This window comes from Stenotrophomonas sp. YIM B06876, from assembly GCF_030711595.1.
Classification (GTDB): domain Bacteria; phylum Pseudomonadota; class Gammaproteobacteria; order Xanthomonadales; family Xanthomonadaceae; genus Stenotrophomonas.
Window position 1 is genome coordinate 1 of the sequence record NZ_JAUJUJ010000045.1, and the last position, 16,378, is coordinate 16,378.

The 16,378-nt window shown below is 69.5% G+C and carries 12 protein-coding genes; 5 read left to right on the plus strand and 7 right to left on the minus strand.

What is annotated here, in order from left to right; translation table 11 throughout:
- A partial coding sequence (locus tag QZH66_RS13425; protein ID WP_305806449.1) for an energy transducer TonB occupies positions 1-546 on the plus strand: 546 nt, incomplete at its 5' end.
- A gap of 276 nt (positions 547-822) precedes the next feature.
- Here the strand turns inward: QZH66_RS13425 and tsaB are convergent.
- The 4 genes from tsaB to mrcB form a co-directional block, all read right to left on the minus strand.
- Positions 823-1,533: a tRNA (adenosine(37)-N6)-threonylcarbamoyltransferase complex dimerization subunit type 1 TsaB gene (gene tsaB / locus QZH66_RS13430; RefSeq protein ID WP_305806450.1), complete on the minus strand. Its 711-nt coding sequence runs from the start codon at positions 1,531-1,533 to the stop codon at positions 823-825.
- Between the two features lie 11 nt (positions 1,534-1,544).
- Entirely contained in the window at positions 1,545-3,566 is a 2,022-nt protein-coding gene (locus QZH66_RS13435; RefSeq protein WP_305806451.1) for an ATP-dependent DNA helicase, read from the minus strand.
- A 62-nt stretch (positions 3,567-3,628) separates the two neighbouring features.
- Positions 3,629-4,156 (minus strand): hypothetical protein, encoded by a 528-nt coding sequence (locus tag QZH66_RS13440; protein ID WP_305806452.1) that lies wholly within the window; start codon positions 4,154-4,156, stop codon positions 3,629-3,631.
- 7 nt (positions 4,157-4,163) lie between these two features.
- Positions 4,164-6,593 carry a penicillin-binding protein 1B gene (mrcB, locus tag QZH66_RS13445; RefSeq protein ID WP_305806453.1) on the minus strand — a complete coding sequence of 810 codons (2,430 nt, stop codon included), beginning with the start codon at positions 6,591-6,593 and terminating at the stop codon, positions 4,164-4,166.
- Between the two features lie 97 nt (positions 6,594-6,690).
- Here mrcB and QZH66_RS13450 point away from each other — a divergent pair, with 97 nt between their 5' ends.
- Complete coding sequence (locus tag QZH66_RS13450; protein ID WP_305806454.1) at positions 6,691-8,790, plus strand: glycosyltransferase; 2,100 nt, start codon at positions 6,691-6,693, stop codon at positions 8,788-8,790.
- A gap of 4 nt (positions 8,791-8,794) precedes the next feature.
- Here QZH66_RS13450 and QZH66_RS13455 read toward each other — a convergent pair whose 3' ends face one another.
- Together QZH66_RS13455 and QZH66_RS13460 are read right to left on the minus strand one after the other, a co-directional pair.
- Positions 8,795-10,351 carry a hypothetical protein gene (locus QZH66_RS13455; RefSeq protein WP_305806455.1) on the minus strand — a complete coding sequence of 519 codons (1,557 nt, stop codon included), beginning with the start codon at positions 10,349-10,351 and terminating at the stop codon, positions 8,795-8,797.
- A 29-nt stretch (positions 10,352-10,380) separates the two neighbouring features.
- Positions 10,381-12,534, minus strand: a complete 2,154-nt coding sequence (locus QZH66_RS13460; protein WP_305806456.1) for a bifunctional (p)ppGpp synthetase/guanosine-3',5'-bis(diphosphate) 3'-pyrophosphohydrolase — start codon at positions 12,532-12,534, stop codon at positions 10,381-10,383.
- 213 nt (positions 12,535-12,747) lie between these two features.
- Between QZH66_RS13460 and QZH66_RS13465 the strand changes: the two genes are divergently transcribed.
- The 3 genes from QZH66_RS13465 to QZH66_RS13475 are packed head-to-tail and all read left to right on the plus strand — an operon-like array spanning position 12,748 to position 14,264.
- The gene (locus QZH66_RS13465; RefSeq protein WP_305806457.1) at positions 12,748-13,206 is read left to right on the plus strand and encodes a hypothetical protein; all 459 of its coding nucleotides are present in this window, start codon (positions 12,748-12,750) and stop codon (positions 13,204-13,206) included.
- 25 nt (positions 13,207-13,231) lie between these two features.
- Positions 13,232-13,711: a hypothetical protein gene (locus QZH66_RS13470; RefSeq protein ID WP_305806458.1), complete on the plus strand. Its 480-nt coding sequence runs from the start codon at positions 13,232-13,234 to the stop codon at positions 13,709-13,711.
- A gap of 55 nt (positions 13,712-13,766) precedes the next feature.
- Positions 13,767-14,264 (plus strand): DUF4124 domain-containing protein, encoded by a 498-nt coding sequence (locus QZH66_RS13475; protein ID WP_305806459.1) that lies wholly within the window; start codon positions 13,767-13,769, stop codon positions 14,262-14,264.
- A 10-nt stretch (positions 14,265-14,274) separates the two neighbouring features.
- Here the strand turns inward: QZH66_RS13475 and QZH66_RS13480 are convergent.
- The coding region (locus QZH66_RS13480) for a DUF3418 domain-containing protein (RefSeq protein WP_305806460.1) at positions 14,275-16,378 on the minus strand (2,104 nt) is incomplete at its 5' end.

Below are 16,378 nucleotides of genomic sequence, written 5' to 3' on the forward strand. Positions count from 1 at the left end.
CCGCCGCCCCCGCAGGCGCGGGTGGTGACCAGCGCGCAGGGCGAGGATCCGCAGCCCGATGCGCAGCCACGGCCGCTGCCCGAGCGCCCGCAACCGGAGGCCGCGCAGACCGTCCGCGAACAGCGCGATGCGGAGATGGCGCGGCTGGCGGCCGAGGTGCACCTGCGTTCGGAGCAGTACGCCAAGCGCCCCAACCGGAAATTCGTGTCGGCCAGCACCCGCGAATACGCCTACGCCAATTACCTGCGGGCGTGGGTGGATCGCGCCGAGCGCGTGGGCAACCTCAACTATCCCGACGAGGCGCGGCAGCGGCGACTGGCCGGCCAGGTGGTGATCACGGTGGGCGTCCGCCGCGACGGCAGCGTGGAAAGCAGCCGGGTGCTGCGCAGCAGTGGTGTGGCGATGCTCGATGCCGCCGCGTTGCGGGTGATCCAGCTGGCGCAGCCGTTCCCGGCGCTGCCCAAGACCGAAGACAACATCGACATCCTGCAGGTCACCCGCACCTGGCTGTTCCTGCCCGGCGGCGAACTGCACGACGACCGGTAGCGCCGAGCCGTCACCGGCGCACCGCGCGGTGCGGCAATGGTCAAACCCGACACGCGCCGGCTGCCGCGCGAACCGGACACCGCCAGGGTGTGCGTTGTCGAAATCACCGGGGTTGACCGGACAGGGCGGCGCGGCGGGCTATCGCGACCCAGCAAATCCGGCCTGGGCACAGCCCGCGCCGCGCACCCGGCCCATGTGCGCGATCCCGCGCCGCTGCCGGTCAGGCGTTGAGGGGAACGGAACCGCGCGCAGTCGCGGTGAGCCCGAATCCACGGTTCACGAAGCCTGCTTCGCCGCTCGCGCCGCCTGCTGCTCGACCAGGGTCAGGGCGACGTTGTCGCGCAGATAGGCCGGCTGCACCAGCTCCGGCGCCATCGCCTCGCCGCGCACGAATGCCGGCACCGCGATCTTCAGCACATCCGACGCGCGTGGCAGCGCCTGCGCATCGACACCGTGCAGCCGTGGCTGCAGGCGCGTGGCCAGATGGCCCTCGGCGGCGGCAAAACCGCTGCCCACACCGAACCAGCACGCCGCATCATCGGCCAGCCGCACCGTCTCCGGTGCCAGTACCGCCTCGTCCCCCTGCAGCTGCAGCTCGCCGTCCACGCGCAGATAACGGGCCGCGTAGACCTCGCCCATGCGCGCATCGATGCTTGCCAGGATCCGCGGCGCATCCTGCGGCGCGCGCAATGCCAGCGCCTGCAGGGTCGACACCGGCAGCAGCGGCCGGTCCAGCGCCAGCGCGATTCCCTGGGCCAGGGCGATGGCCAGGCGCACCCCCGTAAACGCCCCGGGGCCGCGTCCCAGCGCGATCGCATCCAGTTGCGCGCGGACGATGCCGGCTTCGGCCAGCAACTGTTCGGCCCACGGCAGGCTCAGTTCGGCATGCCGCCGCGGTGCCAATTCAAACCGTTCCAGCACCTGCCCATCCACATGGAGAGCGACAGAACAGGCTTCGGTGGCGGTTTCAAAGGCGAGCAGTTTCATGGGCAGCAGCTTCAGGACAGGGAGAAAGGCGGCGCGTCGGCAGCGGAATCGGCGGCCCCGGGCCGCAATTGTGGCGCAAAGAAGGCCTGCACATCGGCCAGCGCGCGGGTGCGGCGGAAGGGCGGCAACGAATCGAGGAACACCCGCCCATAGCTTTTTGACAGCAGCCGCGGGTCGCACAGCACCAGCACGCCGCGATCGGTTTCACTGCGGATCAGCCGGCCCACGCCCTGCTTGAGCGCGATCACCGCCTGCGGCAACTGTTCGTCGCGGAACGGATTGCCGCCCTCGCGCCGGATCGCTTCCAGCCGCGCTTCGAACACCGGGTCGTCGGGGGCCGCAAATGGCAGCTTGTCGATCACCACCACGCTCAGCGCATCGCCCACCACATCCACCCCTTCGCGGAAACTGGCCGATCCCAGCAGCACGCCATTGCCCGATTCGCGGAATCGCTGCAGCAGGCTGGCGCGCGGCGCCTCGCCCTGCACGAACAGCGGCCAGGGGCCATCCCGCAGCGCCTCGGCCGCCTCGCGCAAGGCGCGATGCGAGGCGAACAGCAGGAACGCGCGCCCCTGCGAGGCCTCCAGCACCGGCCGCAACGCCGCGATCAGCGCGGTGCCATAGCCGCGCGCGGCCGGGTCCGGCAAGGCCGGCGGCAGATAGCACAGCGCCTGCCGCTGCCAGTCGAACGGACTGGGCTGGATCAGGCTGACCGGATCGTCCAGCCCCAGCCGCGCCGCCAGATGGCTGAAGTCGCCATCCACGGTCAGCGTGGCCGAAGTGAACACCCAGGCCGCCAGCGAGCGCTCGCGATGCTGGCGCAACGGGCCGGACACATCCATCGGCGTGCGCTGGCAGCGGAAGCCGCGCGGGGTCAGTTCGTACCAGAGCACGTCGTTGTCCCCCGCCGCCTCAACCACGGGGGCATCAGCCTCGAAATCCGGCAGTGGCGCATCCTCGCCGAGCCAGCGGGCCAGCCGGGCCACGCCCTCCCGGGCCCGGGCATGGCAGGCGTCCAGCCCGGGCGAGGCTTCGCGCACCTGCTCCAGCGCGTCATGCAGCTGGGTCAGCGCCATCACCAGCGCATCAAAGCCTTCACGCACCTGCGGCTTGGCCAGCGCACGCCACTGGGTGCCGCGTGCCGGCAGATCTTCCATGGCCGCGCGCAACTCGCGCAGCGACAGGTCCAGCCCGGCCACGGCCGGCTGCAGCGCCGCCTGCGCGCCGGCCACGCTGCGGCACTCAGCCAGGCAATCGCGCGCCAGCTCCTGCCACGGGCGCATGCCGAAGCCTTCACCGAAAAAATTGGCGGCCAGCTCCGGCAGCTGGTGCGCCTCGTCGATCACAAACGCCTGCGCACCGGGCAGGATCTCGCCGAAGCCCTCCTGCTTGAGCGCCAGATCGGCCAGCAACAGGTGATGGTTGACCACCACCACATCGGCCGCCTGCGCCCGCTGCCGCGCCTGCACCACGAAGCACTCGTCCCAGAACGGGCACTCGCTGCCCAGGCAGTTGTCGATCGTGGAGGTGACCATCGGCAACAGCGGCGAATCATCGGCCAGCGCCTCCAGTTCGGCGACATCGCCAAAGCGCGTGCGTCCGGCCCAGCTGGCGATGCGCTGGAACTGCGCCACCTGTTCCTGCGAGGAGAAGCGGGGCTCACCGCGCGCCTGCTGCAGGCGGTATTTGCACAGGTAATTGGCGCGCCCCTTGAGCAGCGCGCTGCTGTGGCCGATACCCAGTGCCGCCCGCACCCGCGGCAGATCGCGGTGGTAGAGCTGGTCCTGCAACGCGCGGGTACCGGTGGAGATGATGGTCTTCAACCCCGACAGCAGCGCCGGCACCAGATAGGCGTAGGTCTTGCCGGTGCCGGTACCGGCTTCGGCCAGCAGCACGTCGCGCTGGTCGAAGGCCTCGGCGATGGCGGCGGCCAGGCGCAACTGCGCCGGACGCGGCGTGAATGCATCCAGTTGGCTGGCAAGTGCGCCGCCGCGGTCGAGGGCTTCGCAGCTGGCATGGGCAAGGTGCGACATCGGCGGCGTAGTCGATTCGGGACCGGGGGAAGGCGGCAAGGAGGGTCCGGCCACCGCTCGCCTCAGTACCGTTTCACACCCGGAACGGTGCAACCTTCGATCTGCGCGTGCGCCGAAACGGCGTTTTCCTTCTCCGCACGCGCCAGCCGCGACTGCTCGATCGTGGCCCAGTGGCGGCGGCACAGCGGCCCGGTCCGCGAGCCCAGGTCCACCGCTTTTTTCGCCAAGGCTTCCGCACGCACCCAATCGCCTTGCAGCAAGGCGATCTCGGCGCGCTCCTGGAGGATGCCCGGATCGTGGTCGACCAGACGCAGCGCCTCGTTGAGGGCGTGGGCGGCCCCGTCAAGGTCGCCCGCCGCACGCCTGGCCGCAGCCAGTTCGCGCAGGTCATCCACCTGCGGATCGCGCAGCGGTTGCACCGACAGCTCGGTCTCCTCGCCGCCGGCCTCGGCCTGCACCGCGGCCATCCGCTGCGCCGGTGTGGTCGCATCCAGCGCTGCGGCCGGCGGGGGCGCACTGGTACAGGCGGCCAGCAACAGCGACGCCGCCAGTGCGGTGGACAGGAAACGGAACGCGGCATTCGGATTCATGACGGCATTATCGCGCAGGCGGTTCTGAAGCGGGCGGGGATGGCTCGGTTGCCGGCGCCTTGCGGTCCAGCCCGAACCAGCTGCGCCAGCCGCCACCGTTGCCGCTGCCGCCGGTTTCTTCCTCCGGCAGGCTCTGCGGTGGTGCACAGGGCACATAGGCCGGCGCGTAACCGACCACGAACGGGAAACGCCGCGCGCCCGGACAGTCCTCGTCGGTGGTGCCGGTGCCGCTGGCTTCCACATACTGCCAATCCAGTCCCTTGTTGCTCACCCGCAGCGGGGTGCTGGGCAGCAGCTTGAAGATGCCCGACCACACCCGCATGGCGCCCGTGGCACCGTACAGCCCGGTCTGCTCGTTCTGGTCGTTGCCCATCCAGACCACCGCCAGATGGTCGCCCGTGTAGCCGGCAAACCAGCTGTCGCGGCCGTCATTGGAGGTGCCGGTCTTGCCGGCCGGCTGCAGCCGCGACAACCCGTCGGCGTTCAGCCGCGCGGCGGTCCCGCTGGAGACCACCTGCTGCAGGGCGATGCTGATCAGGTTGGCGGCAATCGAATCGCCTTCCTGCGCCGGCGCCGGGGTCTTGTCATAGCGCTTGAGCAGCTTGCCGTGCGCATCGACCACGCCGCGCACCGCATGCAGCGGCTGGATTTCGCCGCCGGAGGCGAGGAACTGGTACAGCTGCGCCATCGCATACGGGCTCTGGTCGGTCGAACCGAGAATCACCGCCGGATTGGGCTCGGCCTTGATTCCGGCCAGCACGTGGATCAGCTGGGTGACGCGCTCCGGCCCGACCTCCATGCCGATCCGCACGGTGGCCTGGTTGTAGGAGCGGGCCAGCGCGTCGATCAGCCGCACCGTGCCGTGGCTGCGGTTGTCCGAATTGCCTGGCGTCCAGCGCTTGCCGCGGCTGAGTTGCACGGTGACCGGCGAGTCGTCCACCCAACTGGCCAGCGAGAAGCGGTCCGGCTGCGCCAGCGCCAACAGGTACACGAACGGTTTGAGCAGCGACCCGACCGGCCGCTGCGCCTCCAGCGCGCGGTTGAACCCCGGCTCGGCCACGTTGCGGCTGCCGACCACGGCCAGCACATCGCCGTTATGCACGTCGGTCAGCACCAGCCCGGCCTGCAGCTCGGGACGCTTCGGGGTCTGCAGCGACTTGATGGTGTGGGCCACCGCGCCCTCGGCGTAGGCCTGGGCCGACGGCGACATGCCGGTGAACACATTCAGGCCCGCCCCCTGCAGCACGCTTTCCGGGTAGTCGTGGCCCAGCTGGCGACGCACCAGATCGATATAGGCCGGGAAGCGGTTGGCGGCCACCAGCCCGGGCACCTTCGGTACCCCCAGCGGTGCGGCGCGGGCCCGCTTGTATTCGACCGCGTCGATCAGGCGGCTCTCATAGAGCTTGCCGAGCACGAAGTTGCGCCGGTCCAGCGCGCGTTCGGGATTGCGCCGCGGATCGTAATACGACGGCCCTTTCACCAGCCCGATCAGCAGCGCCACCTGCTCGGTGGTCAGCGCAGTGAGGTCGCGTCCGAACCAGAACTCGGCGCCCGAGGCCACGCCATGGATCGCCTGGCTGCCGCGCTGCCCCAGATACACCTGGTTGAGATAGGCCTCCAGGATCGTGCGCTTGTCATAGCGCGCCTCCATGATCAGCGCGTACAGCATCTCGTTGAGCTTGCGGGTCAGCGTCTGTTCCTTGCCGATTCCCAGCAGTCCACTGCGGGCCAGCTGCTGGGTCAGCGTGCTGGCGCCCTGCCGGGTCTTCCCGCCGGATCGCAGCAGCACCCAGCCGGCACGCGCGATACCGCTCAGGTCGATGCCGTGATGACGGTTGAAATCCTTGTCTTCCACCGCCTGCAAGCCGGTCACCAGCAGCTCGGGGGTTTCCTCGACCCGCACCAGCCGGCGCTCTTCCTGCTTCTGCCCGTACAGCGTGGCGATGCGCGCCGGATCCAGCCGCGCCGCCTTCAGCGCCTTCTGGCTGGAGACATCGCGGACCGAGGCGATCTGGCCGCCGGACAGCCCGACTTCAACCTGGCGCGGCGCGATGCGGCCATCGATATCGACATAGCCGCGACTGGAGATGACGAACTTGCCGCCTTCCACCTGATAGGTGCCCGGGCCCTTGCCGATGCCGTCATCGCGATAGGCCGAGGCCGCCAGTTCGGTCTTGAGCGTGGCCGCATCCAGCGCGACCCCGGGGGTGAGCACCAGCGGCCGTGCATAGACCCGGGTGGGAATCTGCCAGCGCAGCTCACCGAAGCGCTGGGTCACCTGGGTATTCAGGTAAACCGTGTAAGGAACAAGGAAGCCCAGTCCCAACGCGACCGTCGCCATGCCCCAGGTGATCAGGCGGCGGCGCCACAGCGGTCCATTGGCTTCGTTATCGTTGTCCTGCCCGTCTTGGTCGTCGTGATCGTAGCGTCGTGGCACGGGAATGAGAGAATGTAGAGTTGCCGCGAGTCTAACGCAGCCATACCGAATGGCGCCGGACCCCGCCTTGCCCTGCTTAAGCTGGAGTTCCAACGGAATGTCGATGTCCCTGGCCGACGCGCGTTACCACTTCAATCGCGTCCTCGGCCTGATCCGCCGCGGCCTGGCCAGCCTGCGCACCCGCGGTTGGCGCGCCACCCTGCAGCGGGTGCAGGTGCACGCGCGCAAGCCCCCGCCGCCGCTGCGCAAGCCGCTGTGGCTGCCGGCCGCCACCGCGTTCGCCCCGTTCGCGGTCCCGGTCAGCGACACCCCGGTGGCGAGCATCGTGATCCCGGTCTACAACCATTGCGCGCATACGCTGGCCTGCCTGCGGGCGCTGGCCGCGCATCCTCCGGCGGCAGCGTGCGAGATCCTGGTGATCGACGACGGCAGCAGCGATCAGACGGCGCAGTGGATGCCGCAGATTTCCGGCGTGCGTTATCACCGGCGCGACCACAACGGCGGTTTCATCGCCGCCTGCAACGACGGCCTGCGCCTGGCCCGTGGCCACTACGTGGTGCTGCTCAACAACGACACCGTGCCGCAGCCCGGCTGGCTGGATGCCCTGCTGGACACCTTCAGCCAGGTGCCCGAGGCCGGCATGGTTGGCGCGCAACTGCTGTATCCCGATGGCCGGCTGCAGGAATCCGGCGGGGTGGTGTTCGCCGATGGCAGCTGCTGGAGCTATGGCCGTTTCGAATCGGCTGAAGACCCGCGCCATGCCAGCCTGCGTGATGCCGATTATTGTTCGGGCGCGGCGCTGGCGATTCCGCGCGCCCTGTTGCAATCCCTGGGCGGCCTAGATACCCGGTACGCGCCGGCCTATTACGAGGACACCGACCTGGCGTTCGCCGTGCGCGCCGCCGGCAAGCGGGTGGTTGTGCAGCCGGCCAGCCGCGTGGTCCACGATGAGGGCACCAGCAACGGCACCGATACCGGCAGCGGCATCAAGGCCTACCAGGTGCGCAACCAGCAGGTGTTCGCCGGAAAATGGCGGGACGCGCTCCAGGCCCAGCCGCCGGCCGGCAGTGTGCCCACGCCGGCACTGCTGCAGCGTGGACGCCGGCAGATCCTGATTCTCGACGAATCGGTGCCACAGCCGGACCGCGACTCGGCCTCGTTGCGGCAATACAACCTGATCCGGATGCTGCTGGCCGCCGGCACCCATGTGGTGTTCGTGCCCACCCGCGGCGAACACGCCGGCGCGGCCACCGAGGCACTGCAACGGCTCGGGGTGGAAGTCTGGTATTCCCCCTATCTGCAAGGCGTGGGCAGCTGGCTGCAGGCGCATGGACGCCGCTTCGCGGTGGTGATGATGGTGCGCCACCACGTTGCCAGCGAATGCCTGCCGCTGCTGCGCCGCTTCGCCCCGCAGGCGCGCACGGTGTTCGACACGGTGGATCTGCATTACCTGCGCGAGCGGCGCGGCGCGGAACTGGCCGCCGATGCCGCCTTGCTGCGCAGCGCCGAGCGCACCCGCACGCGCGAACTGGCGGTGATGGCGCGGACCGATGTGACCTTGCTGGTCAGCGCCGCCGAACGCGAGCAGCTGGCCGTCGACGCACCGGCGGTGCGGGTGGAGCTGCTATCCAACCTGCATGAGGTCGCCGGCCAGGGCCACGCGTGGGAAGCCCGCCATGACCTGGTGTTTGTCGGCGGCTTCCGGCATCCGCCCAATCTCGACGCCATGCGCTGGTTCATCAGCGAGATCTTCCCGCAGGTCCGCCAACAGCTGCCGGACGTGCGTTTCCACTGCATCGGCGCCGACGTGCCCGAGCAGATCCGCACGCTGGGCGCGCAACAGCCCGGAGTCCACATCCACGGCTATGTGCCGGACGTGGTGCCCTACATGGAAGGCGGCAGGATCGCCGTGGCCCCGCTGCGCTTCGGCGCCGGGGTCAAAGGCAAGATCAACCTGAGCATGGCCCACGGCCAACCGATCGTGGCCACCACCTGCGCGGTGGAAGGCATGTACCTGCAGGCGGGGGAAAGCGTGCTGGTAGCCGACGATGCGGCCGGGTTCGCCGACGCCATCGTGCGCCTGTACCAGGACCGCGAGCTGTGGCAACGGCTGGCGGACAATGGGCTGGACAACATCGCCACCCATTTTTCGCTGGAGGCCGCACGCGCCACGGTGGCCAGGGTATTCCTGCAGTAACCGCTCAGCGCGGCGGCGAGACGCTGCCCAGGCGCTCGGCGAACGCCGCGATTTCCGGGGTAGTCGCATCCAGTTCACGCGCCTGCGCCAGCGCCTGCTGCGCGAAGCCGGCATCGCCAGCGCCCAGGCGTTCGCTGCCTACCGCGATCCAGCGTTGCGCCAGCCGCCGCCGTGCGGTGGCCAGCCCGTCGCCACCTGGCGCCAGCACCTGCCATGCCTCCAGGCAGGTGCGGGCCGCGCGCAGGCGGTTGTCGCGCAGGTTCTGTTCAAGGCACTGCCGCGCCGCAGGCACCAACCGCTGCCCGGCATGGCGTACGCGCGGGTCGCGCGGCGCCAGCGCCTGCACCGCCTTGTACTTGTCATAGGCGCTGTTGCCCGGCGGCACCAGCCAGTGCCCCCGGGTCGCAGCCGTTTCCATCTGCGTCAACAGCAGACGCACCCGGCGCTCGCGTTCGGCCGGGGCCAGCGGAGACTCCATCGCATGCTGCGCCTGCCGGGCACGGACCATCGCCTGCTGCGCGGTCGCCACCTCGGCCGAGGCCGGGGCCAGCCTCCGTGCCTGGTCCAGGGCGGCAGCGGCCTCGGCAAACTTGAAATCCGCAGCCAGGCGCATCGCCTCGCGCGCCTGTGCGGCGGCCACCGCCTCCAGCCCGTGCCGCGCGCCCACATCGTCGGGAGAGGCCTGCAACACCTGCTGGAAACCCTCGGTCGCGGCGGCCAGCCGCAGCCGTGCCAGATCGCGCGCGGCACGGCGGCGGCGCTGCTCCAGCGCCACGCTCAACGCCGCCTGCGTCGCCGGCAGATCGAAGTGCCCGGGGTCGTAGCCTTGCACGCGCCGCACCCGCCCGGCGGCGGCCACCACGTCCCCGGCAGTGGTCAATGAGCGCGCCTGCAGCAACAGGTCGGACAGGGCATCCTCGCGCCCTTCCAATGCCTGCAGGCGATCGGGCTGCCGCGCCAGTACCCGTTGATAGAGCGGCAAGGCGCTGTCCTCGCCGTCATCCAGATGCCCTTGCGCCTGGGCCGCCTGCGCCTGCTGCAACAGCCGCTCGACGCCGGCGTTGTCGCGTTCGCGCAGGCGCAGCTGATCGGCGATCGGCGAGGTTTCGGCCTGCGGCATCTGCAGTTCACGTGCCAGCGCCAGTGCCTGGCGGGCGCGTGGGTAGTCGGCGCGGCGCATGGCTTCGCGGGCGCGGTCCAGCGCGGCAGCGCCGGTCCTGGCCAGCGCCAGCTGCGCATCACCGCGATCGCGGTCCAACGCGGCGGCGGCTTGGAACAGTTCGCGCGCGCCACTGCCATCGGCCGCAGTCAGGTGGCCACGGGCCAGGGCGAGGTTGCCCCGATCCAGCAGTTGCTGGATGCGCGGCTCCGGCCACAGCCAGTCGCCCAATGGCTGCCGGAACACAGCCAACGCAATCGCGAAAAAAACGCCAAACAGCAGCAGTCCCCGCCATGCACGCGGACTGCGCCAGCCCACGCTCACCCACCAGCGCGCGTAGAGCCGTATCCGGTCCCAATGCTTGCGCACCCATCCGGGGGGCCTGGCACGTAGCGTTTCCATGGCGACAGCTTAGCGGCTGCCAAGCGGCCTCAGCTCAGCCGCCGGGCTTCGCTGACGCCGGGCAATGCGTCCAGCTTGCCGAGCAAGGTGGAAAGCTGGCCGTAATCGCTGACCTTCAACCGCAGCCGCAGCTGCACCCGGCCGCTGTCGCGGACGTTGTCGCTGTTGATGTCCAGCACGTAGGCGTCTTCCTGCGCAATCAGGTTGGTGACGTCCTTCAGCAACCAGCGCCGGTCCACCGCGCGCACCAGCACGTCCACCTCGTAACCGGATCCGGCGCGGCCCCACTCCACCGGCAGCACGCGCTGCGGGTTGGCTGCCGACAGCCGCGCCAGCGAGGCGCAGTCCACCCGGTGCACGGTGACGCCGCGGGTGCGGGTGAGATAGCCGACGATCGGTTCGCCGGCCACCGGCTGGCAACAGCGCGCCAGCTGCATCAGCAGGTTGCCCACGCCCTGCACGGTGAAATCGGATTTGCCCGGACGGTCGCGGCGCGCGGTCGGGCGCGGCAGCACCGGCGCGGCCGGCTGCGTCAGCGCCTTCTCCGCTTCCAGCAGTGCGCGGCTGATCTGGTTGGGGCCGGTATCGCCGAGCGCCACCTGGATATACAGGTCATCGACGCTGTCGGCGTGGAACTTCTTGGCCGCCTGCATCAGATCCGAGTGCTGCAGGCCGAGCCGCTTCAACTCGCGCTCCAGCAGTTCGCGCCCGGCCTGCACGTTGCGCGCGCGGTCGAGCTTGTGGAACCAGCCACGGACTTTTTCCCGTGAGCGGTTGCTGGCCAGGAATCCGCTGGACACCATCAGCCAGTCGCGGCGCGGATCGGCCTGCTTGCCGGTGAGGATCTCCACCCGGTCGCCGCTGCGCAGCTTGTAGGTCAGCGGCACGATGCGGCCGTTGACCTTGGCGCCCCGGCAGCGGTGCCCGACCATCGTGTGGATCTGGTAGGCGAAATCCAGCGGCGTGGCGCCGGCGGGCAGATCCAGCACCTCCCCCTTGGGACTCAGCGCGTACACCCGGTCCTCGATCAGCTCCGCATCCAGCGCGCCAGCCAGATCCGCGCCGCCGGCCTCGTGCGACTGCTCCAGCAGTTGCCGCATCCAGGTGATCTTGCGGTCGAACGCCTTCTCCGCGCCCTTGCCGCCTTCCTTGTACTTCCAGTGCGCGGCCACGCCCAGCTCGGCCTGCGCGTGCATGTCGTGGGTGCGGATCTGCACCTCGATGGTGCGCCCTTCCGGGCCGATCACCGCGGTGTGCAGCGAACGGTAATCATTGGCCTTGGGCCGCGCGATGTAGTCATCGAACTCGCTGGGAATCGGCGTCCACAACGCATGCACGACCCCCAGCGCCGCATAGCAGGCACCGACATCGCCCACCATCACCCGCACCGCGCGCAGGTCGTAGAGCTGGTCGAATTCTAGCCGTTTCTTCTGCATCTTCCGCCAGATGCTGTAGATGTGCTTCGGCCGGCCGCTGACCTCGGCACGGATGTCCTGCGCGGCCAGCGCCCGCGACAGCGTGGCCTTCACCGCCTCCACGTAGCGTTCGCGCGCGATCCGGGTTTCATCCACCTCGCGGGCGATATGGCGGTAGGTTTCCGGGTCCAGATAGCGGAACGCCAGGTCCTCCAGCTCCCATTTGAGTTGCCAGATGCCCAGCCGGTTGGCCAGCGGCGCATGGATGTCGCGCGTCAGTTGCGCAAGCGCCCGCCGTTCCTGATCCGGCAGCGCGCCGGCCGCGCGCATCCGCGCCAGCTGCCGTGCCAGCAGGATCGGCACCACCCGCAGATCATGGATGATCGACAGCAGCAGCCGGCGCAGCCCCTCACTGTTGCGCCCGGCCTCGCGACCGGCATGCAGCGCCCACACCTGGTCGGCCGCATCCTGGCCGTCAAGCAGGCCGCCCACAGCGGTGGCCGTCGCGCCCAGCGGCAGCTCGGACAGGCGCGCACGCAGCCCCGGCAGGTCGAACAGCAGCGCCGCCACAATCACGCTTTCATCGGCCGACAGCAGCGCCAGCGCATCCACCGTGTCGGCCAGCACCGGCCATGGCAGCTGCGGGGTGGGGTCGGTCCCGGCCTGTTGCCAGCATTGCCGCAGGGCGTCGCGCAGGCCGGCGGACAACGCCGCCGTCGAGGGGCGTTGCAACAGGGCATCCAAGCCGGAGGAGGGAGAGCGGTTCACAGCATTCAATCGCAAGCGGATGCCCCTACACTAGCGCCCACCCTCCCTGGGAACAATCACACATGGCCCTTCCACGCTTCTCCGTGTTGTTTGCCGGTACCGCGGTTTCAATGATGCTTTGCTGCCCGGTACTCGCGCAGCGGGTGATACAGGGCGAGCTGCAGCAGCAGATGTCGGCCAGCGAATTCAAGGCGGCCGGCCTGGACAAGCTCGATGCCGATGANACTCGCGCAGCGGGTGATACAGGGCGAGCTGCAGCAGCAGATGTCGGCCAGCGAATTCAAGGCGGCCGGCCTGGACAAGCTCGATGCCGATGAACTGGCTGCGCTGAACCGCTGGCTGCAGGGCAAGGTGGAACAGGCCTCGGCCAGCGTGGTGGAACAGGCACGCGAGGAAGGTCGCCAGGAGGTGATCGTCAAGAATCGCGGCTTCTTCGATTTCGGTTCAAGCGAGCCGATCGAAGCCCGCATCGTGGGCGAGTTCAGCGGTTTCGGCAAAGGCCGGCAGTTCACCCTGGATAACGGTCAGCACTGGGAACAGATCGATGCGGCCACGCTGTCGGGCATCCGCAGGCAATCCCCCACGGTGAAAATCACCCCGGGCATCATGGGCGCCTGGTACCTGCAGATCGAGGGTTACAACACCCGCGCCAAGGTCCGGCGCATCAAATGATTCATCCGTCCGTGGAGCTTCCCGCATGCGTCGACTGATCCTGACCGTCCTGGCCAGTGCCCTGCCGCTGTCGTTGGCCATCGCCGGCAACGACGGCTACATCCCGCTCGAACAGCGTCTGGACCGCATGCAGATGCAGCAGACCGGGCTGGACCAGCTGAGCCCGGCGCAGCTGCACCTGCTCAACCGGCTGCTCAGCGAAGAACAGAGCAGCCAGATCGCAACCGCCAAGGCGCAGGGCAGCCGTGAAGCGGCCGCCGGCAAGCCGCTCGCGCGCGACCGCGAACCGGTAACGAGCCGGATCGTGGGGCCAGTGCGTGGCTGGTCCACCGGCCAGGTGCTGGCCCTGGAAAACGGCCAGCACTGGCGCGTCCTCCAGGGCGAGCTGTTCCTGCGCAAGCCGGTGGATGATCCGCAGGTGCATCTGGCGCCAAGCAACATGGGCGCCTGGTATCTGCAGATGCCGGGGCAGAACCAGCGCGCCAAGGTCGAGCGTATCGACTGATCATCCGTCTGCCGGCAAACCGCCGGCAGCACGCCACATTGTTCCGGGGAGCACCATGCGACGGACTTCCACTGCTGTATTTGTGCTGTTGTTCGCTTCCGCTGCCAGCGGCGCCGAGGTGTACCGGTGCAAGGGCAAATCCGGTGCCACGATCTATTCCGAGTCCCCGTGCGAGGCCGGCGCGCAGCCGCTGAAGTTGCGCGACAGCCGCCTGGCCGGCATCAGCGAGGCGACCACGACGACCGCGGCGGATACCCCAGGCATTGATGCCGATGACGCCCGCGACGCCGAGCGCAGTTGCACCGCCTCGGCCACCGCCTCGATCTACGGCCCCTCCAATGACCGTATCGCCGGCTATCAGCAGCAACTGCTGGCGTTGCGCCAGCAACTGGACAGCGCCGGCGCGGACAACGCCGCGGCCGTCCGCGCGCGCATGGCCGCGCTCCGGCAATCAATCTCGGGCGAACACGCCAGCGCCCATGCCCAGGATGCCGCGGCACGCCGGCGCTGCGCGCAGCAGCACCGGACAACCGGCGCGGCGCCGGCGTTCTAGCGGCGCCCGTTCAACCGCGCAGTGCCGCCACCCGTTGCGCAAGCTTCTTCGGTGAAATCCCGTTCCTGAAGCCCAGCTCCTGTGCGAACAGCGCCACCCGCAACTCCTCGATATCCCAGCGCAACGCCTGCCACTGCGGATGGTCGCGGGGGCCGGCCTGCTCCAGCGCATCCACAAACGGCTTCAGCTCCAGCATCCGCGCCTGGTCGCGCGGCGGATCGCGCTTGGCCCGTTCAGTGCGCAGGATCATCGCTTTCAGGTAACGCGGCAGTTGTGCCAGCGCATCGGCCGGGGTTTCGCGCAGGAAGCCGGGATGGATCAGCGACGCCAGCTGCCGCTCCATGTCGTCCAGGTTGCCGCGCGCCCAGCCCATCAACGGCGCCTCCAGCAACGGTTTGAGCTCGGCGACCAGTGACAGGATGTTCTCGGCCAGCTTCAACCGCGCCATCGCCTCGGCAAACAGCTCCTTGCCCGCTGCCTCGCGCCGCAGCGCGAATGCGGCCGGATCGCGGATCTCACCGAGTCCCTCGGCCAGCACCGCATTGATCGCCGCGTCCACCAGGTCGCCGCGCAGCCGCTCCTGGGTTTCAATCGCGGCGTACAGCAGCCCGGTCTTGGGCGCGACCGGCAACTGCTTGCGCGCCTGTTTGGCCTTGTCGGCCAGGGCGATTTCCAGCAGCCGGCGCACCCCCTGCGGATGCCGCTGCTGCGCCTCGGCCGGATCGGCAAAAATCCGCAGCGCCGCGACCTCGCCTTCGTCCACCAGCGCCGGATAGGCCGGCACGCCGGCTTCGCCTGGCACCTGCAGCGGAATCGGCGCGGCGGGGAACTCACGCAACCCTTCGGCCGCCAGCGCCCTGCCCGCACGCGCGGCAAACGCGCGGCCGGCACGCTCGCCGAAGCGGGCGCGCAGGCCCTCCAGATCGCGCGAGACCGCCAGCACCTTGCCCTCGTCATCGCGCAGACGCAGGTTCATCAGCAGATGCGACTCGAGGCAAGTCTCGTCGAAGTCGATGGCGGCCACGTGGGTGCCCGTGGTCCTGGACAGGAACCGCGCCAGTTCGCCGCGGATGTCATCGGCCGAGGGCGCGGGAAAGGCCTCGAAGAAGGCGCGGCCGAAGTCCGGCGCCGGCACATAATTGCGGCGCATCGCCTTGGGCAGGCTGCGGATCAGCTCGGCGGCCTTTTCGGCGACAAAGCCCGGGGCCAGCCACGACAGCCGCGCCGGATCGAGCGCATTGAGCAGATGCAGCGGCACTTCCAGGGTCACCCCGTCATCCTCGGCGCCAGGTTCGAAGCGGTACTGCAGCGCCAGCCGCGCATCGCCGAGCGGGAAATATTTCGGATACCGGTCCTGCTCACTGCCCTCACCCGGCAGCAGGTCGATCAGCGACCACTGCACCGCGCGCCGCTTGTCGGTGGGCAGCGACTTCCACCAGGTGTCCAGCCCGGCCGCCGAACAGATGTCGGCCGGCACCCGGTCCAGATACCAGCGCGCCTGCCAGCCCTCGTCGGCGACGATGCCGGCCCGGCGCAGCTTGGCCTCTTCCTCGCGTGCCTGCTCCAGCACCTTGAGGTTGTCGGCGACGAAACCGGCACGGGTGTTGATCTCGCCAGTCACCAGCGCCTGCCGCACGAAGATCTCGTGCGCCTCGGCCGGCTCGATCCGGCCGTAGTGCACCGGTTTCTTGGGCGCCAGCACCAGCCCGAACAGGCTGATCTGCTCCGACGCCAGCACCTGCCCCTGCGCGCGCGACCAGTGCGGATCGAAATGCTTGCGCGCCAGCAGGTGCGCCAGTTCGGCAATCACCCAGTCCGGCTCGATCGCGGCATTGGTCATGCCCCAGATCCGCTGGGTGTCCAGCAAAGTGGCACTCAACACCCACGGCGGCGGCTTCCTGGCCAGCACCGAGCCCGGGAACAGATGGAAACGACGCTGGCGCGGCGCCTGGAAATCCCCCTTCTCGGTGCGATGGCCGACCTGGGTCGGCAGGCCGGCCAGGATCGCGCGGTGCAGGGCCTGGTAGGCCGATGCGCGGGCGCGCTCGCTGACCTTCGGGCCGCCCTCTCCGCTGGCCAGCGCCTTCTGCGTTGCTGCGGATACGGCTGCGGCG